General features: G+C 66.6%; 20 protein-coding genes. 12 read left to right on the top strand and 8 right to left on the bottom strand.

Going from position 1 to position 24554, the window contains the following annotated elements; all coding sequences use genetic code 11:
• Window positions 1-123 precede the first annotated feature (123 nt).
• Together typA and BST47_RS04100 are read left to right on the top strand one after the other, a co-directional pair.
• Window positions 124-2013, top strand: coding sequence for a translational GTPase TypA (typA, locus tag BST47_RS04105; RefSeq protein WP_083123945.1), 1890 nt, complete (start codon window positions 124-126; stop codon window positions 2011-2013).
• 85 nt (window positions 2014-2098) lie between these two features.
• Window positions 2099-3946, top strand: a complete 1848-nt coding sequence (locus BST47_RS04100) for an ABC transporter family substrate-binding protein (protein WP_083123944.1) — start codon at window positions 2099-2101, stop codon at window positions 3944-3946.
• Here the strand turns inward: BST47_RS04100 and BST47_RS04095 are convergent.
• Window positions 3940-5178, bottom strand: a complete 1239-nt coding sequence (locus BST47_RS04095; RefSeq protein ID WP_083123943.1) for a chloride channel protein — start codon at window positions 5176-5178, stop codon at window positions 3940-3942. The two genes, BST47_RS04100 and BST47_RS04095, sit on opposite strands and share 7 nt — an antisense overlap.
• A 40-nt stretch (window positions 5179-5218) precedes the next feature.
• Here BST47_RS04095 and mshB point away from each other — a divergent pair, with 40 nt between their 5' ends.
• Together mshB and BST47_RS04085 are read left to right on the top strand one after the other, a co-directional pair.
• Window positions 5219-6094, top strand: a complete 876-nt coding sequence (mshB, locus tag BST47_RS04090) for an N-acetyl-1-D-myo-inositol-2-amino-2-deoxy-alpha-D-glucopyranoside deacetylase (protein ID WP_083123942.1) — start codon at window positions 5219-5221, stop codon at window positions 6092-6094.
• A 113-nt stretch (window positions 6095-6207) separates the two neighbouring features.
• Complete coding sequence (locus tag BST47_RS04085) at window positions 6208-6636, top strand: hypothetical protein (protein WP_083123941.1); 429 nt, start codon at window positions 6208-6210, stop codon at window positions 6634-6636.
• 3 nt (window positions 6637-6639) lie between these two features.
• On the opposite strand, the gene BST47_RS04080 is transcribed toward BST47_RS04085, so the two are convergent.
• A complete protein-coding gene (locus BST47_RS04080; RefSeq protein WP_133056201.1) occupies window positions 6640-7797 on the bottom strand; it encodes a hypothetical protein in 1158 nt (385 codons plus the stop codon).
• A 213-nt stretch (window positions 7798-8010) separates the two neighbouring features.
• Here BST47_RS04080 and BST47_RS04070 point away from each other — a divergent pair, with 213 nt between their 5' ends.
• The 3 genes from BST47_RS04070 (at window position 8011) to BST47_RS04060 (ending at window position 11856) form a co-directional block, all read left to right on the top strand.
• A complete protein-coding gene (locus tag BST47_RS04070; RefSeq protein ID WP_083123938.1) occupies window positions 8011-10590 on the top strand; it encodes a bifunctional FO biosynthesis protein CofGH in 2580 nt (859 codons plus the stop codon).
• Between the two features lie 131 nt (window positions 10591-10721).
• Window positions 10722-11183, top strand: coding sequence for a DUF2231 domain-containing protein (locus BST47_RS04065; RefSeq protein WP_083123937.1), 462 nt, complete (start codon window positions 10722-10724; stop codon window positions 11181-11183).
• 112 nt (window positions 11184-11295) lie between these two features.
• Window positions 11296-11856, top strand: a complete 561-nt coding sequence (locus BST47_RS04060; RefSeq protein WP_083123936.1) for a YceI family protein — start codon at window positions 11296-11298, stop codon at window positions 11854-11856.
• A 67-nt stretch (window positions 11857-11923) separates the two neighbouring features.
• Here BST47_RS04060 and BST47_RS04055 read toward each other — a convergent pair whose 3' ends face one another.
• From BST47_RS04055 to BST47_RS04045, 3 genes are all read right to left on the bottom strand, one after another.
• The gene (locus BST47_RS04055) at window positions 11924-12979 is read right to left on the bottom strand and encodes an LmeA family phospholipid-binding protein (RefSeq protein WP_083123935.1); all 1056 of its coding nucleotides are present in this window, start codon (window positions 12977-12979) and stop codon (window positions 11924-11926) included.
• 107 nt (window positions 12980-13086) lie between these two features.
• Window positions 13087-15120 carry an NADPH-dependent 2,4-dienoyl-CoA reductase gene (locus tag BST47_RS04050; protein ID WP_083123934.1) on the bottom strand — a complete coding sequence of 678 codons (2034 nt, stop codon included), beginning with the start codon at window positions 15118-15120 and terminating at the stop codon, window positions 13087-13089.
• Window positions 15117-15686, bottom strand: coding sequence for a PadR family transcriptional regulator (locus BST47_RS04045; protein ID WP_083123933.1), 570 nt, complete (start codon window positions 15684-15686; stop codon window positions 15117-15119). The genes BST47_RS04050 and BST47_RS04045 overlap by 4 nt, the downstream gene beginning before the upstream one ends.
• A 311-nt stretch (window positions 15687-15997) precedes the next feature.
• Here BST47_RS04045 and fdxA point away from each other — a divergent pair, with 311 nt between their 5' ends.
• Complete coding sequence (gene fdxA, locus BST47_RS04040; protein WP_083123932.1) at window positions 15998-16321, top strand: ferredoxin; 324 nt, start codon at window positions 15998-16000, stop codon at window positions 16319-16321.
• A gap of 11 nt (window positions 16322-16332) precedes the next feature.
• Entirely contained in the window at window positions 16333-17430 is a 1098-nt protein-coding gene (dapC, locus tag BST47_RS04035) for a succinyldiaminopimelate transaminase (protein ID WP_234809563.1), read from the top strand.
• A gap of 3 nt (window positions 17431-17433) precedes the next feature.
• On the opposite strand, the gene BST47_RS04030 is transcribed toward dapC, so the two are convergent.
• The 3 genes from BST47_RS04030 to BST47_RS04020 are packed head-to-tail and all read right to left on the bottom strand — an operon-like array spanning window position 17434 to window position 20758.
• Window positions 17434-18066, bottom strand: a complete 633-nt coding sequence (locus tag BST47_RS04030; RefSeq protein WP_083123930.1) for a response regulator — start codon at window positions 18064-18066, stop codon at window positions 17434-17436.
• A complete protein-coding gene (locus BST47_RS04025; RefSeq protein WP_083123929.1) occupies window positions 18063-19232 on the bottom strand; it encodes a sensor histidine kinase in 1170 nt (389 codons plus the stop codon). Before BST47_RS04025 ends, BST47_RS04030 begins: the two co-directional genes overlap by 4 nt.
• 32 nt (window positions 19233-19264) lie before the next feature.
• Complete coding sequence (locus tag BST47_RS04020) at window positions 19265-20758, bottom strand: carotenoid oxygenase family protein (RefSeq protein ID WP_083123928.1); 1494 nt, start codon at window positions 20756-20758, stop codon at window positions 19265-19267.
• Window positions 20759-20986: 228 nt separating this feature from the next.
• Here BST47_RS04020 and BST47_RS04015 point away from each other — a divergent pair, with 228 nt between their 5' ends.
• The 3 genes from BST47_RS04015 to BST47_RS04005 are packed head-to-tail and all read left to right on the top strand — an operon-like array spanning window position 20987 to window position 24554.
• Window positions 20987-22099, top strand: a complete 1113-nt coding sequence (locus BST47_RS04015; protein ID WP_083124262.1) for a polyprenyl synthetase family protein — start codon at window positions 20987-20989, stop codon at window positions 22097-22099.
• 2 nt (window positions 22100-22101) lie between these two features.
• A complete protein-coding gene (gene crtI / locus BST47_RS04010) occupies window positions 22102-23610 on the top strand; it encodes a phytoene desaturase family protein (RefSeq protein ID WP_083124261.1) in 1509 nt (502 codons plus the stop codon).
• Window positions 23607-24554 (top strand): phytoene/squalene synthase family protein, encoded by a 948-nt coding sequence (locus BST47_RS04005; RefSeq protein ID WP_083123927.1) that lies wholly within the window; start codon window positions 23607-23609, stop codon window positions 24552-24554. Before crtI ends, BST47_RS04005 begins: the two co-directional genes overlap by 4 nt.

The raw sequence follows: 24554 nt of genomic DNA, 5'->3' as shown, positions 1-24554 counted from the left end.
TGCATCGGGGTTTACTGCGGCAACACTTCTTCTTCGGTTTGATGTCGAGCAGCTTGCTGGCCTTCAAGTGACCTGTCTCTCTCGTTTTCGCGATTGAGCACCCGCACTGCGACACTTACCGGCGTGGATTTCCGGAATGTCGCCATTGTCGCGCACGTCGATCATGGGAAGACGACCCTGGTCGATGCGATGCTGCGGCAATCCGGCGCCCTGACCCACCGCGGTGATGATGCCATCGAGCGATTGATGGACTCCGGGGACCTGGAGAAGGAAAAGGGCATCACCATCCTGGCGAAGAACACCGCCGTCCACCGTCGCCACCCCGACGGCAGCATGACCGTCATCAACGTCATAGACACTCCCGGACACGCCGATTTCGGTGGTGAGGTCGAACGCGGGCTGTCCATGGTCGACGGGGTGCTGCTGCTGGTCGACGCGTCCGAGGGCCCCCTGCCGCAGACCCGGTTCGTGTTGCGCAAGGCGCTGGCCGCGCATCTGCCGGTGATCCTGGTGGTCAACAAGACCGACCGGCCCGACGCCCGCATCGCCGAAGTGGTCTCCGACAGCCACGATCTGCTGCTCGACGTCGCGTCCGATCTCGACGAGGAGGCCCAGAAGGCCGCCGAGGACGCGCTCGGTCTGCCCACGCTCTACGCGTCCGGCCGGGCCGGGATCGCCAGCACCGTCGAACCCGCCAACGGTGAGAACCCCGAGGGCGAGAACCTCGACCCGCTGTTCGACGTGCTTCTCGAACACATCCCGCCGCCCAAGGGCGACCCGGAGGCCCCATTGCAGGCCCTGGTGACCAACCTCGACGCGTCGGCGTTCCTCGGTCGCCTCGCGCTCATCCGCATCTACAAGGGCCGGCTTCGCAAGGGTCAGCAGGTCGCCTGGATGCGTGAGGTCGACGGTCATCCGGTGATCACGAACGCGAAGATCACCGAGCTGCTGGTGACCGAGGGTGTGGAACGTACCTCCACCGACGAGGCCATCGCGGGTGACATCGTGGCCGTTGCGGGCATCCCGGAGATCATGATCGGCGACACGCTGGCCGACACCGAGCACGCGCACGCGCTGCCGCGCATCACCGTCGACGAGCCCGCGATCTCGGTGACCATCGGCACCAACACCTCACCGCTGGCGGGCAAAGTCTCCGGGCACAAGCTCACCGCGCGCATGGTCAAGTCACGCCTGGACACCGAACTCGTCGGCAACGTGTCGATCAAGGTCGTCGACATCGACCGGCCCGACGCGTGGGAGGTGCAGGGCCGAGGTGAACTCGCACTGGCCGTGCTCGTCGAGCAGATGCGCCGCGAAGGCTTCGAGCTGACCGTGGGCAAGCCGCAGGTGGTCACCCGCACCATCGACGGCAAGCTGCACGAGCCCTTCGAGGCGATGACCATCGACTGTCCCGACGAGTTCGTCGGTGCCATCACCCAGCTGATGGCCGGCCGCAAGGGCCGCATGGAGGAGATGACCAATCACGCCGCAGGCTGGGTGCGAATGGACTTCATCGTGCCCAGCCGCGGTCTGATCGGCTTCCGCACCGACTTCCTGACGTTGACCCGGGGTACCGGCATCGCGAACGCCGTATTCGACGGTTACCGCCCGTGGGCGGGTGAGATCCGCGCCCGCCACACCGGATCGCTGGTGTCGGACCGGACCGGCTCGATCACCCCGTTCGCGATGATTCAGCTTGCCGACCGAGGCCAATTCTTCGTCGAACCGGGCCAGGACACCTACGAGGGTCAGGTGGTCGGAATCAACCCGCGCGCCGAGGACCTCGACGTGAACGTGACCCGCGAGAAGAAGCTGACCAATATGCGGTCATCGACGGCCGATGTCATGGAGACGCTGGCCCGTCCGCTCGAGCTGACCCTCGAACAGGCGATGGAGTTCTGCGCCGAGGACGAGTGCGTCGAGGTCACGCCCGAGGTGGTCCGGGTCCGCAAGGTCGAGTTGGACGCCACGCTGCGGGCTCGCGCGAAGTCCCGCGCCAAAGCCCGGGGCTAGCGCTGGCCGAAACGGCCGAGCGGCTGCCGATACCCTGAACACCGTGCCGAGGCCAGTACGCGTCATAGTCGCGATATCCGCGCTGATGACACTCCTGTCCGGCTGCACCGTGAGCCCGCCGCCGGCACCGCAGAGCACCGACACCACAGAGACGACGGCTCCACCTCCGCCGAAGGCGTCGCAGATCATCATGGCCATCGACTGGATCGGTCCGGGCTTCAATCCGCACCTGCTGGCCGACCAGTCACCGGTGAACGCCGCGATCAGTTCTCTCGTGCTGCCCAGCTCGTTTCGGCCGGTGCCCGATCCCAACACCCCGACCGGCTCGCGATGGGAACTCGACACCACGCTGCTGGAGTCGGCGGAAGTCACCAGTCGGGATCCGTTCATCGTCACCTACAAGATCCGGCCCGAGGCGTCATGGACCGACAACGCCCCGATCGGCGCCGACGACTTCTGGTACCTGTGGCAGCAGATGGTGAGCCAACCCGGGGTGGTCGACCCCGCAGGCTATGACCTCATCACCGGCGTGCAGTCGATCGAGGGTGGCAAGACCGCGGTAGTCACCTTCTCGCAGCCCTATCCGGCCTGGCGCGAGTTGTTCAACAACATCCTGCCCGCCCACATCGTCAAGGACATCCCCGGCGGATTCGCCGCGGGCCTGGTTCGCACGCTGCCCGTCACCGGCGGTCAGTTCCGGGTCGAGAACATCGACCCCCAGCGCGACGAGATCCTGCTGGCGCGCAATGACCGCTTCTGGAGCGCGCCCGCCAAACCCGACCTGATCCTGTTGAGGCGCGGCGGAGACGCGGCCGCCCTGGCCGATTCGATCCGCAACGGAGACACACAGGTGGCCCAGGTCCACGGCGGTGCAGCGACCTTCGCGCAACTCTCGGCGATTCCGGACGTCCGGACGGCGCGGATCGTCACGCCGCGCGTCATGCAGTTGACGCTGCGCGCGCAACAGCCCGCACTCGCGGATTCCCAAGTGCGCAAGGCGATTTTCGGGTTGCTGGACGTCGACCTGCTCGCCGCGGTGGGGGCCGGTGACGACAACACGGTGACGCTGGCGCAGGCGCAGGTGCGATCGCCGTCCGATCCCGGCTACGTGCCGACCGCGCCGCCCGCGATCTCGAAAGAGGATGCGCTCGCACTGCTCGTCGACGCCGGCTACGTGGTGGAGCCAGTGGAATCGCCGACGCCCGGTACACCCGGTCCGGACAACGACCGCGGCCGCATCATCAAGGACGGGGAGCCGCTGTCGTTGGTGCTCGGTGTCGCCGCCAACGATCCGACCTCGGTCGCGGTCGCCAACACCGCCGCCGACCAACTGCGCAACGTGGGCATCGAAGCATCCGTATCGGCGCTCGATCCGGTAGCGCTCTACGGCGACGCGCTGACGAACAACCGCGTCGACGCCGTCGTCGGCTGGCATCAAGCCGGCGGTGACCTCGCCACCTCGCTGGCATCGCGGTACGGCTGCCGCGCGCTCGAGGCCACCGCGATTGCGACGACCGAGCCGGAAACGTCCGCCCCGCAGACATCAACCCCAGAGACCCCGGAGACCACCTCGACCACAACCGCGACCGCGCCGACGTCCGCGCGGCCGGCCCCGTCCGCAACGCCGACGACCACGCTCGCCAGTCCCGCGCCGCAAACCGGCGAATTGGTCCAGGCGCCAAGCAATATCACCGGTATCTGTGATCGCAGCCTGCAGCCCAAGATCGACGCCGCACTCGACGGCAGCGAGCCCATCGACGCCGTGATCACCGCCGTCGAACCGCGACTGTGGAACATGTCGACGGTGCTGCCGATTCTGCAGGACACCACGATCGTCGCGGCCGGGCCGAGCGTTGAGAACGTCAAGTTGTCCGGTGCTGTGCCCGTCGGCATCGTCGGCGACGCCGGCACATGGGTGAAAACCCGTCAGTGAGAAGGTGATTCGTCCTCCCGGCGCTCGCGCATCAAGCGCAGGCCGTGTGCGGCATACGCCGCGATCGCGAACACGAAGAGGAACCAGTACGGTGGGTGCGCCAGTTCCCACACGAACAACGCCGCAAAGAGGGGTGACCGCTGGGTGATTGCCAAGACCCCGGCCGCACACGTCAGCGCCAACGCCGACACGTGGATGTGGGTTCCCGCCAGCTGATTGAGTGCAAGGGCGACAACCGATCCGGTGGCCGCGCCGGTGGCCAAAGCGGGTGTGAGCAGTCCGCCGACGGCTCCGGCGCGCAGAAACCCTGCTGTCAGAAGCGGTTTCAACAACAGGATCACGCAGGCGGCCCCGAGGGTCATACTGCTGTCGACCGCCACCGTCAAAATGCTCCGCCCGTTGCCGGGAAGTTCCGGGTACCAGATCGAGCAGATGCCGGTCACCAGGCCGGCCGCCGCGATCGCGGGAATCAGTATCCAGGACGTGAATTGCACCTTGGGCCGCGCGAAGTCCATCATCCGGTTGAACGCCAGACCGATGGCTCCTGCCAGCGGTGCGACGGCCAGCGCGAGGAATGCGAACAGATAGGACGTCGACGCGTCCGGCCAATCCAGCGGGTGCTCGAGATGGGTGACGGGCGCGGCGACCGCAACCGCGAGGCTCGACGTGATCAAAGCCGTGCCCAGCACCCGCGGATGCCAGCTGCCCAGCAGAATCTGCGCGGCGAACAAGGCTCCGCCCAGCGGCACGCTGTAGACCGCACCCAGTCCGGCCCCGGCCGCGCAGGCGAGCAGAATCTCACGGTCGCGCGGCGTGAGCGACAGCCGGGTGGTGCCGAAATCGCCCAATGCGGCGGACAGTTGACGGGGTGCGCCTTCGCGACCCAGCGATGCGCCCGCGCCGACGAGTAGCACCTGAAGGAACGCGTCGATGGACATGGCGACCCGAGGGATGGGCCGGTGCGCCTTGATGGTTCCGGCCAGCGGCGGAACGGTGGTCCTTCGTCGTAGCATCCACCACCCGAAGCCGGCGAGCGCACCGCCGATCATCGGTCCGACCGCTCGCCGCACCGGACTACTACCGCCGACACCGGACAGCAGCGTGCCGAAGGAGTAGTGGTACGTCAGATGTTCGATCGCGTGCAGCAGCAGCGTTGTCGCCGCGCCCGCCAAGCCGGCGAGCAGCCCGACGATGATGATCGCGCATACGAATTCGACTGTGCGGCGCGACACCAGGTGAATCTAGCCGCCAATCATCGTGCAAGCTGTGCCAATGGAGAGTCCGCGGCTGCTGTTCGTCCACGCGCATCCCGACGACGAGACGTTGACGACGGGCGCGACGATCGCGCATTACGTCGCCCGCGGAGCGCGGGTGCGGGTGGTCACGTGCACCTTGGGCGAGGAGGGCGAGGTGATCGGCGACCAGTGGGCGCACCTGGCCGTCGACAAGGCCGACCAACTCGGCGGGTTCCGCATCGGTGAGCTGACGGCGGCGCTGCAGGCGCTCGGTGTCGACGAGCCCGTTTTTCTCGGCGGCGCGGGCCGCTGGCGAGACTCGGGGATGGAAGGTACGCCGGCTCGACATCATCGACGGTTCATCGACGCCGACCCCGCGGAGGCGGTGGGTGCGCTGGTCGCGATCATTCGTGAGCTGCGCCCGCACGTCGTCGTCACCTACGACCCGAACGGCGGCTACGGGCATCCCGACCACATCCGCACCCACGAGGTGACGATGGCGGCGGTCGCGGCGTCGGCCGGCCCCGAATATCCGGGTGAGCCGTGGACCGTGCCGAAGGTGTATTGGACCGTGCTGTCGACGACAGCGATCGCCGAGGGTCTGAACGCGCTCCAAGATGTGCCCGACGCGTGGATCCGGGTATCCATCGACGACGTGTCGTTCGGTCATCCTGACGAGGCGATCGACGCCATCATCGACGTCCCGGATCAGCTGCCTGTCAAGGTGGCGGCCCTGCGGGCGCACGCCACCCAGGTCACCGTCGCGCCCAACGACCGCTCGCTGGCGCTGTCGAACAACATCGCGCTGCCGGTCGGCGCCGTCGAGCACTACATCCTGGTGTCGGGCGAGGCGGGCGCCCGCGACCATCGCGGCTGGGAAACCGATCTGCTTGCGGGTCTGAACCTCGAATAGCGAGGGCTCAACGGGGTAAGCTCCCGACAACTGGTGCGCGTGGAAGGGACGACAATGGACCCCGATCTGGATCCGAACCTGCAGCACTGGCAGGACCGGCTCGACAACTTTCAGTGGGTCATCGGTTCGATCGCCAGCGTGATCGACAGCATCCCGACCTGACATCGCCCGCTCCCAGCGCTGACTATCGGCGCGTCGCCGTTCTGACGCTGCTCGCCATCGACGGCGTCCTCTGCGCGATCCTCGCGTCGTTCTTTCTTCCGTCCTACATCGGCACGTGGCCGTTTCCGATCAGCGCGCTGATCGGTGGCCTGATGAATGCCGCACTGGTGTGGGCTGCGCTGCATTGGACCTCGTCGCCGAGGACGGCGGCGGTGCCGCTGTTCACCTGGCTGCTCACGGTTGCGCTGCTATCGCTGGGCGGACCCGGCGACGACATCGTCTATGGCGGCGCCGGGGTCATGGCCTACGGGACCCTGCTGCTGATCGCACTCGGCACGCTGCCCCCCGCAGCGGTGCTGTGGCGCTACGTCAACGCCTGAGTGCTACTGCGGGCCGCTGGTATCCCCGGCGGCCTGGTCGCCCGCGCCGGGGTCGCCCTGACCGTCAGCGTTTGGTGACGGCTTCTTCGGTGACAGTGACTGCGCCAGCTTCGCGAGCTTTTCGTTCAGCTTGCCGCCACGTGGGCCCGTCTCGGTCTTGTCGGTCGAGGGGGTGGCGACGACCGACGAGCGGACCTGACCCTGCGCGCGGACCGTTCCGTGCTCGTCGGTGAGCTCGCCAGCGGTCAGAGCCGGGTTGGTCTGCCCGGGGACGCCGCCCTCCTCAAGCTGCTCCTCACCGCCCTTGACACCGCCCTTGACGCGTTCGCCCGTGAATCGATCGACAAGTTCGCCGACGAGTTCGCGGACAGTCTTGGCCGGGGGGCCTTCCTCTGGAGTGACCGCGTTTACGACACCCTCGATTTGTTCGCCGGCGGTCTCGTCCAGCCCGGTTTCGGTGCCCTGCGCCGACTCGTCGATCGACGTGAGCTCCATCGTCTTTTCCTGCGCGGGCCGCATCAGCGTGGTGAGCGTGTCGAGGGCGAGGAACGGGCCCTGCACCGGCGGCCGCGGCGGATAGCAACAGAACGGCGGCAACGGTATGAATGTATTCAACGCGTCGAGTCCCAGCCAGACGAATGCCAAACCGACGTCGATGCCGAAGTCCACGAGGTTCTCGACAAGATTGCCGTCGCCGCGAAGAAAGTCGGTGAAATTGAAGACGGCGCTCGCGACGATGCTCTCGCCGAAGAAGTAGCCGTCCATGATCAGACCCGAAAGGAAGCCGACGTAGGGGACCCACGCCAGCGCATACGTGGCGACCTCGAACCCGTACTGCACCCAAGGCTCGACGGCGAGGTACAGACTGTCGATGCTGTTGGCGAGGTTCGGCGCGATGGGGACGGCCAGCACTGACGGCACGCCGGGCAGTGCGGTCGGCACCACCGACGGCAGCAACCTCGAAGACCTGAGCAGCGCGGGGATGTGGGGCGGTTGCTGCCCCGGTTGTAGCGGCTGGACGGCCGCAGCCAGCCGAACCGCCGCGGGCGGTGCGGCCGCCGGTGCCGACGCGGGTGTGGGATGCACCGGAGCCATCACTGCTGCGCTGACTGCCAGCATGCTCACCCCGGCCGCCAGTGCCGAGCGTGCAGAGCGTTTCATGTTGTCCTTCCGGAAAGCCCGACCCGGATAACGTACGCCAATGTTTGCTCACGCGTAAATAGACCGCACCTTTTGCTTTGCTGACCTCGACTGCAGGGCGGCGGCGCGCCGACTGCGTCAATAGGCGGACTAATGTGACCGATATGTCAGGCGCCCATGTTTCAGAATGTGAGACGCGCGGATGATCTTCGACGGACGCGGGGTTACACGGGAGTGGCTCTGAACCCCGATCATGGCGCCGATCTGCCCAGCCCGGTGATTCCACCGAAGTCAGGCACACCCAGCCCCGCAGGCCTGCGGCGCGTACTGCGACGAGCCCGCGACGGTGTGGCACTCAATGTCGAGGAAGCCGCGATAGCGATGACGGCGCGCGGCGATGACCTGGCGGATCTGTGCGCCAGTGCGGCCCGTGTGCGTGATGCGGGCCTGGAGGCCGCCGGCCGGCGCGGCCCGACCGGACGGCTGCCGGTGAGTTACTCGCGCAAGGTGTTCATCCCCGTCACTCATCTGTGCCGCGACACCTGCCACTACTGCACGTTCGTCACGGTTCCCGGCAAGCTGCGGGCACAGGGCCTCGGCATGTACATGGAGCCCGACGAGATCCTCGAGGTCGCCCGTCGCGGTGCCGAATTGGGTTGCAAGGAAGCGCTGTTCACGCTCGGTGACCGGCCTGAGGCGCGTTGGGACGAGGCGCGGCAGTGGCTCGACGAGCGCGGCTATGACTCGACGCTGGACTACGTCCGCGCGATGGCCATCCGGGTGCTGGAGGAAACCGGGCTGCTGCCGCACCTGAACCCCGGCGTGATGAGCTGGTCGGAGTTGAGCCGGCTCAAGCCGGTGGCGCCGTCGATGGGCATGATGCTGGAGACCACATCGCAGCGGTTGTTCGAGACCAAGGGACTGGCCCACTACGGCAGCCCGGACAAGGACCCGGAGGTCAGGCTGCGCACGCTGGCCGACGCGGGCCGTCTGTCGATTCCGTTCACGACGGGGCTGCTGGTCGGGATCGGGGAGACACTTGCCGAGCGGGCTGACACGATCCATGCGATCCGGCGATCGCACAAGGAGTTCGGACACGTTCAGGAAGTGATCGTGCAGAACTTTCGGGCCAAGGACCACACCGCGATGGCGGCCACGCCGGATGCCGGCTTCGAGGACTTCGTGGCGGCGGTGGCGGTGACGCGCCTGGTGATGGGACCCAAGGTGCGAATTCAGGCGCCGCCGAACCTGGTGTCGCGCCAGGAATGCCTGGCGCTGATCGGTGCCGGAGTCGACGACTGGGGCGGGGTGTCGCCGTTGACCCCCGACCACGTCAACCCCGAGCGGCCGTGGCCCGCACTCGACGAGCTGTCCGCGGTCACGGCCGAGGCCGGTTACGACCTGGTGCAGCGTTTGACCGCACAGCCGCAATACGTGCAGGCCGGTGCCGCGTGGATCGACCCGCGGGTACGTGGGCACGTCGACGCACTGGCCGATCCCGATACCGGTCTGGCCTTGGACGTCATCCCCACCGGGCGGCCCTGGCAGGAGCCCGATGAGGCATGGGAGTCCTTGGGCCGCACCGACCTTCACTCGGCCATCGACCACTCCGGCCGCCTCACCGAGACTCGCAGCGATCTGGGAAGTGCGTTCGGCGACTGGGAGTCGATCCGCGAGAAGGTGCACGAACTGGCCGCGCAGGCTCCTGAACGCATCGACACCGACGTGCTTTCGGCGCTGCGCTCCGCCGAGCGCGATCCGGCCGCACTCTCCGACGACGAATACCTGGCGCTCGCCACGGCAGACGGCCCTGCGCTGGATGCTGTTGCCGCACTGGCGGACTCACTCCGACGCGATGTCGTCGGCGACGATGTGACCTTCGTGGTGAACCGCAACATCAACTTCACCAACATCTGCTACACCGGCTGCCGGTTCTGCGCGTTCGCCCAGCGCAAGGGTGACGCGGACGCGTTCTCGCTTTCGGTCGACGAGGTCGCCGACCGCGCATGGGAGGCGTACGTCGCGGGTGCGACCGAGGTGTGCATGCAGGGCGGCATCGATCCGGAGTTGCCCGTCACGGGCTACGCCGATCTGGTGCGTGCGGTCAAGGCGCGCGTGCCGTCGATGCATGTGCATGCGTTCTCGCCGATGGAGATCGCCAACGGAGTCACAAAGAGCGGCACCAGCATTCGGGACTGGCTCACCGAGCTTCGTGAGGCAGGACTGGGTTCGATCCCGGGCACCGCGGCCGAGATTCTCGACGACGAGGTCCGCTGGGTGTTGACCAAGGGCAAGCTGCCTACGTCGATGTGGATCGAGGTCGTCAGCACCGCACACGAAGTCGGGTTGCGGTCGAGTTCGACGATGATGTACGGCCACGTCGATTCGCCCCGACATTGGGTCGGCCACCTTCGCGTGTTGCGTGAGATCCAGGACCGCACCGGGGGATTCACCGAATTCGTACCGCTGCCGTTTGTGCATCAGAGCTCACCGTTGTACCTCGCGGGTGGCGCACGGCCCGGTCCGACGCACCGCGACAACCGCGCCGTGCATGCGCTGGCGCGAATCATGCTGCACGGCCGAATCGACAACATCCAGACCAGCTGGGTGAAGCTAGGGACCGAGCGCACGCAGGTGATGCTCAACGGCGGTGCGAACGATCTGGGCGGCACGCTGATGGAGGAGACCATCTCGCGGATGGCCGGGTCGGAGTTCGGCTCGGCCAAGAGCGTCGAAGAACTCGTCGCCATCGCCGAGGGTATCGGCAGGCCGGCGCGGCAACGCTCCACGACGTACGCGCCATTGGCTGCCTAGCCTTACCTAACAAGAAGTGCCTGAAACGCACTGCGGCGCCTGACTTTACGTAAACTGAAGGCAAAAAGAACGCTCCTGCGACTGCAACGCGTATACCTTGAGGGTCGCAATCCTCAACCGTTGGAGCGGCCATGGACACGATCTCCGGAATCCCCGCGCACGCCCTGTTGGTTCACGGCATCGTGGTACTCGCCCCCTTGACCGCCTTGCTCGTGATCCTGTGTGCGCTCTGGCCCGCGGCACGTCGCCGATTGGTGTGGCTGGTCGTGGCGTTCGCCGTGGTGACGACAGTGCTCACACCGTTGACCACATCAGCGGGTGAGTGGCTTCTGGAGCACGGGGGCCCGCCGCGGCCGATTCTGCAGGAGCATGCTGAGCGGGGAGAGTGGATGATCTACTTCTCGGTCGCCATGCTGATCGTGGCGGGGGCGCTGGCGGCGCTGCATTGGATGGAAGGCCGGTCGGACAAACCGCGGAAGGCCGCGGCGGCGATGTTGGCCGTCGTGGCCCTACTGGTGGGCGTGTCGTCGATCATCACCGTCGTTCGGATCGGTGACTCCGGCGCGCAGGCCGTCTGGGGCGATCGAGGCTGACCTGCCGTATTCGCCCCTCAGTGCCGCCCCGGAATAGAAACGGACTGAGGTCCGTTTATTCCCTGGGAAGGCGCCGGGGAGGCCGGCGCTCCGTAGAGGAAGAGATTCACGAATGACCACTGCCACCGGCGCCACCGGAACCGCCCAGCTCGCCACGGGTACCTGGGCCATCGACCCTGTGCACTCGACCATCGGATTCTCCGTACGTCACCTGATGGTGAGCAAGGTCCGGGGCACCTTCGACACCTTCAGCGGCGCGATCGTCGTCGCCGAGGACGGCACGCCGTCGGTGACCGGCGAGATCGCCGTCGACTCCATCAACACCCGCAACGAACAGCGCGACGCGCACGTGCGGTCCGCCGACTTCTTCGACGCCGAGCAGTATCCGACCGCCACCTTCACCTCGACCGGCGTCCGGTCCAACGGAGACGACTACCTCGTCGATGGCGACTTCACCCTCAAGGGTGTGACCAAGCCGGTCACCCTGGAACTGGAGTTCAATGGCGTCAACCCCGGCATGGGCCACGGCGAGGTCGCCGGCTTCGAGGCATCGGTGGTGTTGAACCGCAAGGACTTCGGCATCGACATCGACATGCCGCTGGAAACCGGTGGCACCGTCGTCGGTGACAAGATCACCGTCACGCTGGAGATCGAGGCAGTTCGTCAGGCATAACGCCCGCCGCACAACGAACTAGCGCGCCTGCAGGACGACATCCTGCAGACGCGCTAGCTGCGTTTGTCTACATGTCCAAGCAGCTGCTCCCCCCGTCGCTGGCCGGGATGTCGATGTTCTTTGCCGAGAACTCGGCAACCACACCGTTATTGGTGACTGCGAGCGAATCCACGCGGAGGTTGTACTTGTTGTCGGTGAGCTCGCTCGTCATCTCATCCAGCTTCTCCTGCAGGTCTTCCTGAGGGAGGTCAAGATCTCCGCCGAGTGTGAAGCCGTCGGGCTGGATCTCCAGTTTGATTCCGCCGTCGGCGGTCGTCTGCGGCTTGACAGCGATCCTGCTGTCGAACATCCCCTCCAAGGTGACGATCCCCGTCGAAGGATCGGTTTCGACGTTCGTCACCACTTCGTCAGTCGAGATCCAGTCCGACAGGAAGCTCAGGAAGCTGCCCTCGAGGTACTCGTCGATGGCCTCTTTGAGGGCGGTGTTGGCAGATTCCCGAATTCCTTCCGACGTCCAGTCGATGGTCGCGTTGATCGCGCCGATGGTGCCTCGGTCGTTCGCGCCGCCGTTGAGGTCGAGATCATCGACCGCGATGTCCGCGGTGACCCCGTCAACGCCGCGGATGGGTCCGTCGGTGGCGATCGTGAACCCGGAGTACTTGTCGTCGAAGTACTGCATGAGAACCGGCGGCGAGGTCTCGAACGTCACATCGACGGAGTCCTCGGACCCCTCGATGAAGCATGCGGCGGCCGATTTGATTTTGTCGACCGCGACGGTGCGTGCGTAGAATTCGGCGCCGAGCACTCCCGCGGCGGCGGTCGCGAGAACGATCACGAGGATGAGGACGATCGCGAGCGGGCCACGGCCGCGCTTGCGTTTCGCGGGCGGCTGGGCCGGGGGAGCCGGCGGTTGAACCGGGGGAGTCGGCGGCTGGAACTGTGGAGCCGGCCGCTGGAACTGCGGAGCCGGCCGCTGAAACTGCGGAGCCGGCGGCTGAAACTGCGGAGCCGGCGGCTGGAACTGCGGAGCCGGCCGCATGGGATAGCCCTGAGTGGGCGCGGAATGGAACTGCGCTCCGCGCGTCGGGCCGAGCGTGTTGGCGGCGTAGTTGGGGTAGGTCATGTCCTGGTCCTTCTGAGTCAGTCGCGACGACGAGGCGGTCGTGGTGATTGACGAAAGACTGAGCGAGTGCGCTTGGAGAATTCTTAACGGCGCAGCGATGGTCGGCGTCAGAGCCGGGCCGCCAGCTCGGTCCCCTGTTTGATGGCCCGCTTGGCGTCGAGTTCGGCGGCCTCGGCCGCACCGCCGATGACGTGCGGACGGATGCCCCTGGAGCGCAGCGCGTCCTCGAGATCGCGCACCGGCTCCTGGCCGGCGCAGATCACCACGTTGTCGACGTCGAGCACTCTCGGGTTCGTCCGATCGGAGCCGAAGCTGATGTGCAGGCCGTCGTCGTCGATGCGTTCGTAGTTCACACCGGACAGCTGCTGTACGCCCTTGGCCTTGAGCGCGGCCCTGTGCACCCAGCCCGACGTCTTGCCCAGTCCCTTGCCCTGCGGGCCTTTCGTTCGCTGCAGCAGGTACACCTCGCGGGCGGCAGGCGCGGGGATCGGTGTCGTCAGCGCACCGCGGGTCTCTTGCGGATCGGCCGCACCCCATTCGGCCTTCCACTCTTTGAGAATGATCGACGGCGACCTGTATTCGTCTGCGGGCCCCGCCGGCGCGGTGACGAGAAACTCGCTGACATCGAACCCGATTCCGCCGGCGCCGACGACGGCCACGCTCTTGCCGACCGGCCTGCCGGTGATGGCCTCGGCGTAAGACAGCACCATGGGGTGGTCGATGCCGGGGATGTCGGGCATCCGCGGCGAAACCCCGGTCGCCAGCACCACCTCGTCGAAGCCGGCCAGTTCGTCAGCGCTCGCCCGTGTCCGTAGCCGGACGTCGACGCCGTGCTTGTCGAGCATGCGGGTGTAGTAGCGCAGCGTCTCGCTGAACTCTTCCTTGCCGGGAATCCTTCTCGCCAAGTCGAATTGGCCACCGACGGCGTTTCCCGCCTCGAACAGCGTCACCCGGTGGCCGCGCTGCGCCGCGCTGACGGCGGTGGCCAGTCCCGCGGGCCCGGCGCCGACAACCGCGACGCGCTTGGCGCGTCGCGTCGGGCTCAGCACCAGCGTCGTCTCGTGACCGGCCCGGGGGTTCAGCAGGCACGAGACCGTCTTGTGCACGAACGCGTGGTCCAGGCAGGCCTGGTTGCACGCGATGCAGGTGTTGATCTCGTCGGCGGCATCGGCCTGCGCCTTGCGCACCCAGTCCGGATCCGACAGCAGCGGACGCGCCATCGAGATCAACTGGACATGTCCCTCGGTGAGAATCTGCTCGGCCGCCTGGGGCATGTTGATTCGGTTCGACGCCACCACCGGAATGCCGACGTGCTCGGCAACCGCGTTGCTGATGTCGACGAACGCGCTGTTGGGGACTGAGGTGACGATCGTCGGCACCCGCGCCTCGTGCCAGCCGATGCCGGTGTTGATGATCGTCGCGCCCGCTGCCTCGACTTCAGTTGCCAGCGCGACGATTTCGTCCCAGCTCTGACCGTCCTCGACATAGTCGGCCATCGACATCCGGTAGCAGATGATGAAGTCTTCGCCGACGGCCGCGCGGGTCCGGCGGACGATCTCGACGGGGAAGCCTCGGCGGTTTTCCGGTGTTCCGCCCCATTTGTCCTTGCGCTTGTTGGTGCGCGGCGCCAGGAACTGGTTGAGCAGATAACCCTCGCTGCCCATGATCTCCACACCGTCGTACCCGGCGTCGCGGGCCAGCAGCGCACATCTCACGAAGTCGTCGATCGTGCCCTCGACGTCGCGCAGGGCGCGCGGTCTGAATGGGTTGATCGACGCCTTGATCGACGACGCGCTGACCGAAAACGGGTGGTAGGCATAGCGTCCCGCATGCAGGATCTGGAGCAGGATCTTGCCGCCCTCGTCGTGTACTGCTGAGGTGATCCTGCGGTGCCTGCGGGCGTCCGACGACGTGAGCAGCTGCGCGGCGAACGGCAGCAGCCAGCCGGTGCGGTTCGGCGCGTAGCCACCGGTGATGATCAGCCCGACGCCGCCACGGGCGCGTTCGGCGAAATACGCGGCCAGCCGGTCGGTGTCGCGTGCGCGATCCTCGAGGCCGGTGTGCATCGACCCCATGACGACGCGATTGCGCAGGGTGGTGAAGCCGAGATCCAACGGCGACAACAGGATCGGATACGTCACCGGTCCGCCCCCGAGGACCTCTCGAGGGCCGCGGCCACTTCGTCGAGCCAGTCGATGGCGCTCTCCTCGGCCCGGATCCCGCCGCGTAGCACGAGGTGCTGGTGCAGGGCGGCGCCGCTCAACGCGCTGGGGTCGGGGAACTGCTGTTTCTCGAAACCCCGATAGATGTCGAGCAGCTCGGCACGCTCGGTACGCAACGACGCGACCTGGGTGCGCAGCGCGTCGATGTCCCCGTGTTCGGCGCCGCGCACCTTGACGGCCAGATCGCGGGTTCGGTTGTCGGCCACCGTGCTGCCGCGTCCGGACAACGGTTCGGCGATCCACCGGGCGAGTTCGCCGCGGCCCGCCTCGGACACCGTGTACACCTTCTTGTCCGGTCTGCTTTGTTGGGAGACGGGAGTGACGAGCACCCAGCCGTCGTTCTCCATCGTCCGCAGGGTGCGGTAGATCTGCTGGTGGGTCGCCGCCCAGAAGTACCCGATGGACCGGTCGAACCGGCGCGCAAGTTCGTATCCGGAACCGGATTGCTCGCATAGCGCGACGAGGATTGCGTGGGGCAGGGCCACCTGGGCAGCCTAGGTCGGCGGTCTATTGATATGCAACTTGTTGCATTGCGCTCAGGCACCCAACGGCACCCGCATCCGAGGCAATGCTGAGCACCCGATCAGCGGGTTGACATGATGGGGTGTGGTGACTGGTCTAGCTGTATCTGCGACGTCTAGTATCAGTAACCACGCGCAACCCATAACCGGGCGGCGCGTGAAGTTAGGGCACACTGAGACGACCGTCCAGGTATGGATTCCGCATACTTGCTCAGAACTCATGGGCCTTGACCCAGGATGGCAGCCCCATTGGACAGGAGATCGAGGAGCAACCTGTGACGTACACGATTGCCGAACCCTGCGTTGACTTGAAAGACAAGGCATGTATCGAGGAGTGCCCTGTCGACTGCATCTATGAGGGCGCACGCATGCTGTACATCCACCCGGACGAGTGCGTGGACTGCGGTGCCTGCGAACCTGTCTGCCCGGTGGAGGCCATCTATTACGAGGACGATGTGCCGGACCAGTGGTCCAGCTACACGCAGATCAACGCCGACTTCTTCGCTGAGCTCGGATCCCCGGGTGGTGCGTCCAAGGTGGGGCAGACCGACAACGACCCCCAGGCGGTCAAGGATCTGCCGCCACAGGAAAAAGACTGATAACGGCTCGCTTGCAGCGCGTATCGGCGTCTCTGCCGGTGTTCCCCTGGGACACCCTGGCCGACGCCACCGCGCTGGCCCGGTCACACCCTGACGGCATCGTCGACCTCTCGGTCGGCACACCCGTCGATGACGTCGCCCCGGTGATCCGTGATGCACTGGCCGCGGCCAGTTCGGCCCCTGGCTACCCGACGACCGCAGGCACGCCCGCGTTGCGGGCGTCGGCGGTGGCGGCGCTGCACCGCCGATACGGCATCACCGGGCTCGCCGAGCATGCCGTGCTGCCGGTGATCGGCACCAAGGAGCTCATCGCGTGGCTGCCGACGTTGCTCGGCCTGTCACCTGACGATCTGGTCGTGGTGCCGGAGTTGGCGTATCCGACCTATGAGGTCGGTGCGCGGCTGGCCGGAACGCCGTTCGTGCGCGCGGATTCACTGACGCAGCTGGGTCCGCAGTCGCCCGCACTGGTGTACCTGAACTCGCCGAGCAACCCCACGGGCAAGGTGCTGGGCGTCGACCACCTCCGTAAGGTCGTCGGCTGGGCCCGGGAGCGCGGCGTCCTCGTCGCCTCCGACGAGTGCTACCTAGGACTGGGCTGGGAGGACCAGCCGCTCTCGCTACTGCATCCCGACGTCTGCGACGGTGACCACACCGGGCTGTTGGCGATCCATTCGCTGTCGAAGACGTCGTCGCTGGCGGGGTACCGGGCCGGTTTCGTCGCCGGCGACCCGTCGGTGGTGGCCGAGCTGCTGGCCGTGCGTAAGCACGCGGGCATGATGATGCCGACGCCGGTGCAGGCCGCGATGGGTGCCGCACTCGACGACGACGAACACGAACGGAAGCAGCGCGCGCGTTACGAGCGGCGCAGGACCGTACTCATGCCCGCGCTGCAGGGGGCCGGCCTGACGGTCGACAATTCGGAAGCGGGACTGTACATCTGGGCCACGCGCGGCGAGCGGTGCCGCGACACCGTCGCCTGGCTGGCCCAGCGAGGCATCCTGGTGGCGCCCGGGGAATTCTACGGGCCCGGGGGAGCGCAGCATGTCCGGGTCGCGTTGACCGCTTCCGATGAGCGCATAGCCGCTGCGGTACAACGACTTACGGGCTAGGGATCAGTCCAGCAGACCCATCGACATCGCGGTCGTCACCGCCGCCGTGCGGTCGGAAACGCCGAGCTTGTTGAACGTCCGCAGCAGATGGGTCTTCACCGTGGCTTCGCTGATGTGCAGTGCACGCCCGATCTCGGCGTTGGTCTTACCAGTCGCCACCAGCCCGAGAACCTCGACCTCGCGGATCGACAACGCCGCCGAAACAGGTTGGCGCACAAAGCGGACAAGCCGATCGGCAACCGTCGGCGCCAAAACCGTCTTACCTCGCGCTGCGTCGCGAACGGCCTCGGCGAGTTCGGACCGCGTCGCATCCTTCAGCAGATAGCCCGCCGCACCCGCTTCGACCGCGCGCAGGATGTCGGTGTCGGACTCGTAAGTGGTGACGACGACGATGCGTGTCCCCGGCAGCGCCGCGAGGATTCGCTCGGTGGCCGTGACGCCGTCGACGTCCGGCATCCGCAAATCCATGAGAATGACGTCAGGTCGCAGGGATTCGGCCATGACAACCGCCTCCGCGCCCGACCCCGCCTCGCCCACGACGGCGAGGTCGGCCTCGGCGTCGATCATGCCGCGCAAACCCTCCCGGACCACCGGATGGTCGTCGACGAGCAGCACCTTCGTGACGGCGGCCGTCATGTCGGCACCTCGACTGTCAGCGTCGTCCCGCCGCCGGAACCGGTGGACACGGTCATCGCACCTCCCACCTGCGCCACCCGGGCTCGCATTCCGCGCAGCCCGAAGCCCTCGGGGTGCCCGCTGTCCATACCAATGCCGTTGTCTGTCACGGTAAGCCGGACCCCTGAAGCCGATGGTGCCAGATCGACGGTGACCGCGCTGGCCTGCGCGTGTTTGCGAATGTTCGCGAACGCCTCCTGCGTGGCACGCAGCAGCACCACATCGGCGGCCATGCTCTGGGTGGGCAGATCGTCGGCGATGCGGGCCGTGACCGCGGCGTCGGTCTCGGCGGCGAGCCGATCGCACTGTCGCGCGATGGCGGCGGGCAGCGTTTCCTCCAGCGGACTCGGCGTCAGTTCGGCCACCATCGCCCGCGCTTCGGCGAGGTTCTCCCGTGCAGTGGCGCCGATCAATTCGACGTGCCGCTTTGCCGCGGCGGTATCGGTTTCCAGCTCGGGTTCGACGGCCTGGGCGAGCATGACGATGCTGGTGAAGCCCTGAGCCAGCGTGTCGTGGATCTCGCGGGCCAGTCGTTCCCGTTCCGCCGCAGTGCCCGCCGCACGCGACAACCGGGCGCTCTCGGCGCGAGTGGCCGCCAGCTCGGATACCAGGGCGGCCAGCTGTCTACGTTGCCGCATCGAGGTGATGATCACAGTGCCGATCACCGGCGCGATGACCACCCCGATGAGGGTAAACGCAATAGCGATACCGAGATTCGGCGAAGCAATCCCTTCCCTGACTATGACCAGGGTCAGCGGGATCAGGTTGATGGCCGTGGTGATCACCAACGCGGCGCGCAGCGTCAGTGTCGCGAACACAATCGGGTAGATCGTCGGTACCGCCGCCACCGCGACCGGAGAGGCCCACAGCGCGAGGGTCCACAGAGCGACCACAACTCCAACAAATAAGACTGCAGCCCAGCTATTTTCAGGAAGAACAAAGATCTTGCGACCAAATGTCACCACACAGAGCACCATGCCTGCGATCGCGGCGACGGCGACGGGTATGTCACCCGGAAAGCGATGATCGAGCACGACCACCGCGAACATGGCCGCCGCGCAGACGCCGACGACATAGACCATCCACAGCCAATGCCATTCGGCGCCCCGCGGGGCGTCCACGCTCATGCCGCGATTTTCCCCTAGCTTCGCTGTGGGCCCTATCCCTGGGTCGGTGCCCAGTTGCCGTGAAATCCGTGCGGTACGCGGGCCGGAAGGTGCACCGTTGCGACCGTTTCCAGCGTCTGCGCGTCGACGATCACAAGCTCACTGCGGTCGGTGGTCGGGTCGTACACGAACCCCATGACGACCCCGTCGTCCTCGGCAGCGCCTGCGCTGGATGGGACGAAGACGAACTCGCCGGGTTCACGACCTGCTCCGAAAGACACCGACTGGGTGCGTTTGGTTTGCAGATCGTGCTTCAGGATCGAGTCCGCTTCAGTGATCCCGGCGGAGCCTCCGGCATATCCGACCGCGTACCCGAACCTGTGCGGGCGACCGACGCGCCGCTCGTCGACCCTCGGGAACTCCTGAACGGTGTCATCGAGGCGTTCTTCCCGGACTCTGCCTGCGGCCAGATCGACGGTCCACCGGTCCAGAGTCTGCGTGCCGGGTACCAAGCTGGTGCCGGTCGTGAAGACCGACGAGTGCCGCACGATGTCGAGCACGATGCTGTCGCCTTCGGGAGAGGACACGTCGTAGGCGTTCAGCGGGTGGAAGACGTAGCACGGCTGCACTTCGAACCAACGGATGTCAGAAGCGGTGCCTTCACGAGGCATCACCCCGACGCGGGCCTGCCGTTCGGGGGCCCAGCGATAGGGCATGCCGCCCGATGGCGCCCCGCCACCCTGGTCGGATTTGCGCATGGCCCTTCGCAGCATGAAGTCCGGCAGCGCGTGGCGCTCCACGACGTGGGCCAGCAGACCCGTGGCAGCCTTCGCCGTCGCAGTCTGTGCTCGGCCGCTCAGGTCCAGCGCGACCGGCAGGTCATAGAGCACGACATATTTTTCGGTGAGCGAGAAGTCGTGCATCATCGTCTGCGCCTTCAAGCGGATGTCGACCGTGCGACGCACCTTCCCGTCGACACCTGTCACGGTGTACCTCACGATGTTGCCGCGCACCGGGCTGTATGAGACGGCGTGTAGCTCACCGGTCACCGGGTCCCGCTTGGGGTGGGCGGAGTATCCGCCGAACAGCGTGCCGCAGAAGTCGGAGGGGCCGACGGTCTCCAGCTCGTCGGTCAGCTCGTACGGACGTCCACCGGCCTCGACGATGGCCAGGGTCCTGCCGCCTTGTTCGAGGATGTTGGTATTCGCCGCGAAGTCGAAGCCGCCTGCGGTCGGACCTCCGCGCCAGGTCTCGCCCAGCCGGCGCGCCACGGCCGCAGAGCGCACCCACCGGTTGCGATACCACTGCGCCTCGCCGTCGCGCAGACGTAGTCCGTGCGCCATGCCGTCGCCGAGGAACCAGTGGTAGCGGGCGGGATCCGGATCGCCGAGAGGGTTGGGTCCGATGCGGAGATAGCGACCGTCGAGATACTCCGGGATGCTTCCGGTGACCTCTAGGTCGAGTGCGGTGATTTCCTCCTTGACCGGCGCGTAGTTGCCGTTCAGATAGGGATTTTCCGTGCTGCGGGTCCGGGCTGCGGTCGTCATGCACTGATCGTGCTCCGTTGGCGAGCGGCGCGCGACAACCTTGGGGCTGATTGCTGTGTCCGTCGACCGGTGGACAGTGATGACGTTTGCGTGACTAATCGATGCAGTAACGATGCAATTCGGCGGGAAAACGGGTATCGATGTTCGTAGGTTGGGCTCGCCGGCCCTGGGTAAGTTGAAACGCACACGGCGCGGAAGGAGTGGCGCGTGTCAGCGATCGGCTCACGCATGCTTGACGAAGTGGTGGCACAGGCGGCCAACGGGTTGCAGCCGGCTGCCGACCTGGGCGGCGAGCGCTGGCGCGGTGCGTTGCGCCGTGCTGTGCGGGGAATCGTCGCCGAGTTCGTCGACACCCGATGCGCACCCGAGCTTCAGGCTGCCGGGATCGACATCGCGGCCGACGTGTTGCGCGACTTCCTCGACGGTGGCAAGTGCGTGCGGTCGACGTTCATGTACGTGGGTTGGTTGTGCGGCGCCGACCACGATCCTGCGGCGCTACGAGCAGCCGCCGGCCTCGAGCTGCTGCACGCGTTCGCCCTCTTACAGGACGATGTCATGGATAGCTCCACCATGCGCCGTGGCCGAGTCGCCGGCCACGTCGCCTTCGCGCAGTGGCATCGGCGGCGGCCGCTGCGCGGATCGCCGGATCGTTTCGGAGAATCCGCCGCGGTGCTGCTTGGGGATCTGTGTCTGGTCTGGGCGGCCCAGATGATGCGGGAGAGTCGCGTTCCGACCGCGGCCCTCGAGCGGGTCTGGCCTCGCTACGACGCGATGCGCACCGAGCTCGCGATAGGGCAATTCGCCGACCTGATCAACGACTCGAGCAGGTTCCCAACCCTGGACCGCGTGCTGTCCGTGTCGCGCCGCAAGTCCGGCAACTACACCGTGCGGCGACCACTTGAAATGGGCGCGGCCATGGCGGGCTGTGACGAACCGGTGATGGCGATGCTCGGCGGCTACGGTGACGCCATTGGTGAGGCCTTCCAGATGCGTGACGACTTACTCGGCATCTTCGGATCGCCTTCGATCACGGGAAAGCCCAGCGGCAGCGACCTTTTGGAGGGCAAGGCGACAACCGTCGTAGCGGCCGCCTACCACCTGGCGGACAGGGTGTTGCGCAGGCAACTGCGCGGCCTGATGCGCGCGGACGCCCTCGACATCGACGACATCAACCGCTGGCGTGAACTCATCGTCGCCACGGGGGCCGTCGATTGGATCGAGAAACTGATCGACTCGCGGCTCACGCATGCCCTGACGCTCGTCGACGGTGCCGACGTGCGACCAGAGGTCCGAGTGGCCTTGGCGGACATGGCCACGGCGTGCACTGCACGGACGGCGTGATCGTGAAGACCATTGGAGGCAACGCCCAACGGGTGGTCGTGGTCGGTGCGGGCCTTGCGGGGTTATCGGCGGCTCTGCATCTCGCAGGGCGTGGCCGGGAGGTCACCGTGATCGAACGGGCGCCGCATCCCGGGGGACGGGTGGGGCGCCTCGACATCGACGGATACCGCCTCGATACGGGTCCAACCGTGCTGACGATGCCTGACCTCATCGACGACGCATTCGCAGCCGTCGGAGAATCGCTGTCCGATCGCCTCGAGCTCATGCGGGTCGATCCCGCCTACCACGCGTCGTTCGCCGACGGCAGCTCATTGAACGTGCACAGCGACCGAGAGGCGATGGCCGCCGAGATCGAGCGGTTCGCGGGCCGTGGACAAGCCGACGGCTACTTGCAGCTACGTGACTGGCTGACCCGGCTCTATGACGTCGAATTCGACGGTTTCATCGCGGCGAACTTCGACTCACCGCTGTCTCTGCTCACCCCTGCGCTGGCGCGGTTGACGGCCATCGGCGGCTTTCGTCGGTGGGATCGCATGGTACGCAAGTTCATCAGCGACGAACGGCTGCAGCGGGTGTTCACCTTTCAAGCGCTGTACGCCGGCGTTCCGCCGCAGCGGGCATTGGCCGTATACGCCGTCATCGCCTACATGGACACCATCTCCGGCGTCTTCTTCCCGCGCGGCGGCATGCGCGCGCTGCCTGATGCGCTGGCCGCGGCCGCCGCGGGTGCAGGTGTCCAATTCCGCTACAGCGCCGCAGTTTCCGCACTGGAGCGCAGCGGATCAGAGGTGACGGCCGTGCGCACCAGCACCGGTGAGCGTGTCCCGGCGGACGCGGTCGTGCTGACCACGGAGCTACCGGAGACCTATCGCCTCCTCGGCCGTGAACCCCGCAGGCTGCTTCGGCTTCGGCCCGCACCGTCTGCCGTCGTCGCGCACGTCGGTTGCCAGGCGGTCGATCCCGATGTCGGGCACCACACCATTCTGTTCGGCCAGGCCTGGCAGCAGACATTCCGGGACATCATCGACGACGGACAGGTGATGACCGACCCCTCGTTGCTCGTCACTCGGCCCTCGGCGGGTGACGCCGGGCTGGCGCCCGCCGGTCGCGATGTGCTGTACATCCTGGCTCCTGCGCCGAATACCGCTGTGGGCAATGTTGATTGGGCCGCAACGGGTCCGGCATACACCGACAGCATCTTGCGGGCCGTCCAGAACCGGATGCCGTCGCTCGGCCGCGACGCCGAACTACTGCACGTCGTCGACCCTGCGGCCTGGGCGCGCCAGGGCATGCTTGCGGGCACGCCGTTCGCGCTGGCCCACACCTTCGGGCAGACCGGTCCGTTCCGGCCGGCGAACACCGTGCGCGGTATCGACAACGCCGTCCTCGCCGGATCCTCGACAGTGCCGGGGGTAGGTGTGCCCACAGCGTTGATGTCGGGCCGCCTGGCCGCCGACAGAATCACCGGCGCCGTGACCAAGCGACGCCAACTACGGGTGGTGCAACCATGATCAGCTCAGAACTCCATGCCGCCGGTGTCCACGACCCCGTATTGCGGGACGCCTACCGACGCTGCCGCACCTTGAACTCGCAGCACGGGCGAACGTTCTTCCTTGCCACGAGGTTGCTCACGCCGCAGCAGCGTCCCGCCGTGCACGCGCTCTACGGATTCGCTCGGCGCGCCGACGACATCCTGGACGACTTCGACGCGTCGGTCTCCAGCTCGGAGCGTGCGAATGAATTGCAGCGGTTGGCGACACGGTTGTTCAACCGTATGACGGCCGGCGCCACCGATGATGGTGACCTGTCGTTGGCGGCGGTGGTCGACACCGCGCGCAGATATGACATTCCGTGGGAACACTTCGACGACTTCTTGTCCTCGATGCGAATGGACCTGTCGACCACCGACTACCCCGATCGCGCCGCACTCGACCGATACATGTATGGCTCCGCCGAAGTGATCGGTCTCCAAATGCTGCCCGTCCTGGGTACCGTGTGCGAATCCACCGAGGCTGCACCGTACGCCGCAGCACTTGGAAAAGCGTTCCAGCTCACCAACTTCCTGCGCGATGTCGATGAAGACCTGCAGCGCGGGCGGATCTATCTACCCGCCGACGAACTGGCCGTCCACCAGGTGGACCGCGACGTTCTGAACTGGTGTCACGACCATCGCCGTACCGACCCGCGAGTGCGGCGCGCTCTGGAGGAACAGCACGCGGAGACCAGGCGCATCTACCGATTCGCCGAGCAGGGCATTGCCCTGCTTCACCCTCGGTCGAGACCATGCATTTCGGCTGCGCTCACTTTGTACTCTGAAATCCTCGACCGCATCGAAGAACTCGACTTCGCGGTATTCGATCAACGCGCCACCGTCGGCACGGCCCGCCGACTCCAGGTCGCTGGTCGCGGATTCGTCGAAGCGTGGGTCGCCCGAATCCGCCATTCAGGGACGTGA

It is taken from the genome of Mycolicibacterium tusciae, assembly GCF_002086795.1.
In the GTDB taxonomy this organism is placed as follows: Bacteria; Actinomycetota; Actinomycetes; order Mycobacteriales; family Mycobacteriaceae; genus Mycobacterium; species Mycobacterium tusciae.
The sequence above is the reverse complement of the archived record's forward strand: the minus strand, read 5'-3'. Positions and strand labels throughout refer to the sequence as shown.

Coding starts and splice junctions, on each gene's coding strand:
- BST47_RS04055 (WP_083123935.1), bottom strand. CDS start 12,979: ATGACCTACCCCAACTACGCCGCCAACACGCTCGGCCCGACGCGCGGA.
- BST47_RS04065 (WP_083123937.1), top strand. CDS start 10,722: ATGGACACGATCTCCGGAATCCCCGCGCACGCCCTGTTGGTTCACGGC.
- BST47_RS04005 (WP_083123927.1), top strand. CDS start 23,607: ATGATCAGCTCAGAACTCCATGCCGCCGGTGTCCACGACCCCGTATTG.
- BST47_RS04015 (WP_083124262.1), top strand. CDS start 20,987: ATGCTTGACGAAGTGGTGGCACAGGCGGCCAACGGGTTGCAGCCGGCT.
- BST47_RS04060 (WP_083123936.1), top strand. CDS start 11,296: ATGACCACTGCCACCGGCGCCACCGGAACCGCCCAGCTCGCCACGGGT.
- BST47_RS04100 (WP_083123944.1), top strand. CDS start 2,099: ATGACACTCCTGTCCGGCTGCACCGTGAGCCCGCCGCCGGCACCGCAG.
- BST47_RS04030 (WP_083123930.1), bottom strand. CDS start 18,066: ATGACGGCCGCCGTCACGAAGGTGCTGCTCGTCGACGACCATCCGGTG.
- mshB (WP_083123942.1), top strand. CDS start 5,219: ATGGAGAGTCCGCGGCTGCTGTTCGTCCACGCGCATCCCGACGACGAG.
- BST47_RS04080 (WP_133056201.1), bottom strand. CDS start 7,797: ATGAAACGCTCTGCACGCTCGGCACTGGCGGCCGGGGTGAGCATGCTG.
- BST47_RS04020 (WP_083123928.1), bottom strand. CDS start 20,758: ATGACGACCGCAGCCCGGACCCGCAGCACGGAAAATCCCTATCTGAAC.
- BST47_RS04025 (WP_083123929.1), bottom strand. CDS start 19,232: ATGAGCGTGGACGCCCCGCGGGGCGCCGAATGGCATTGGCTGTGGATG.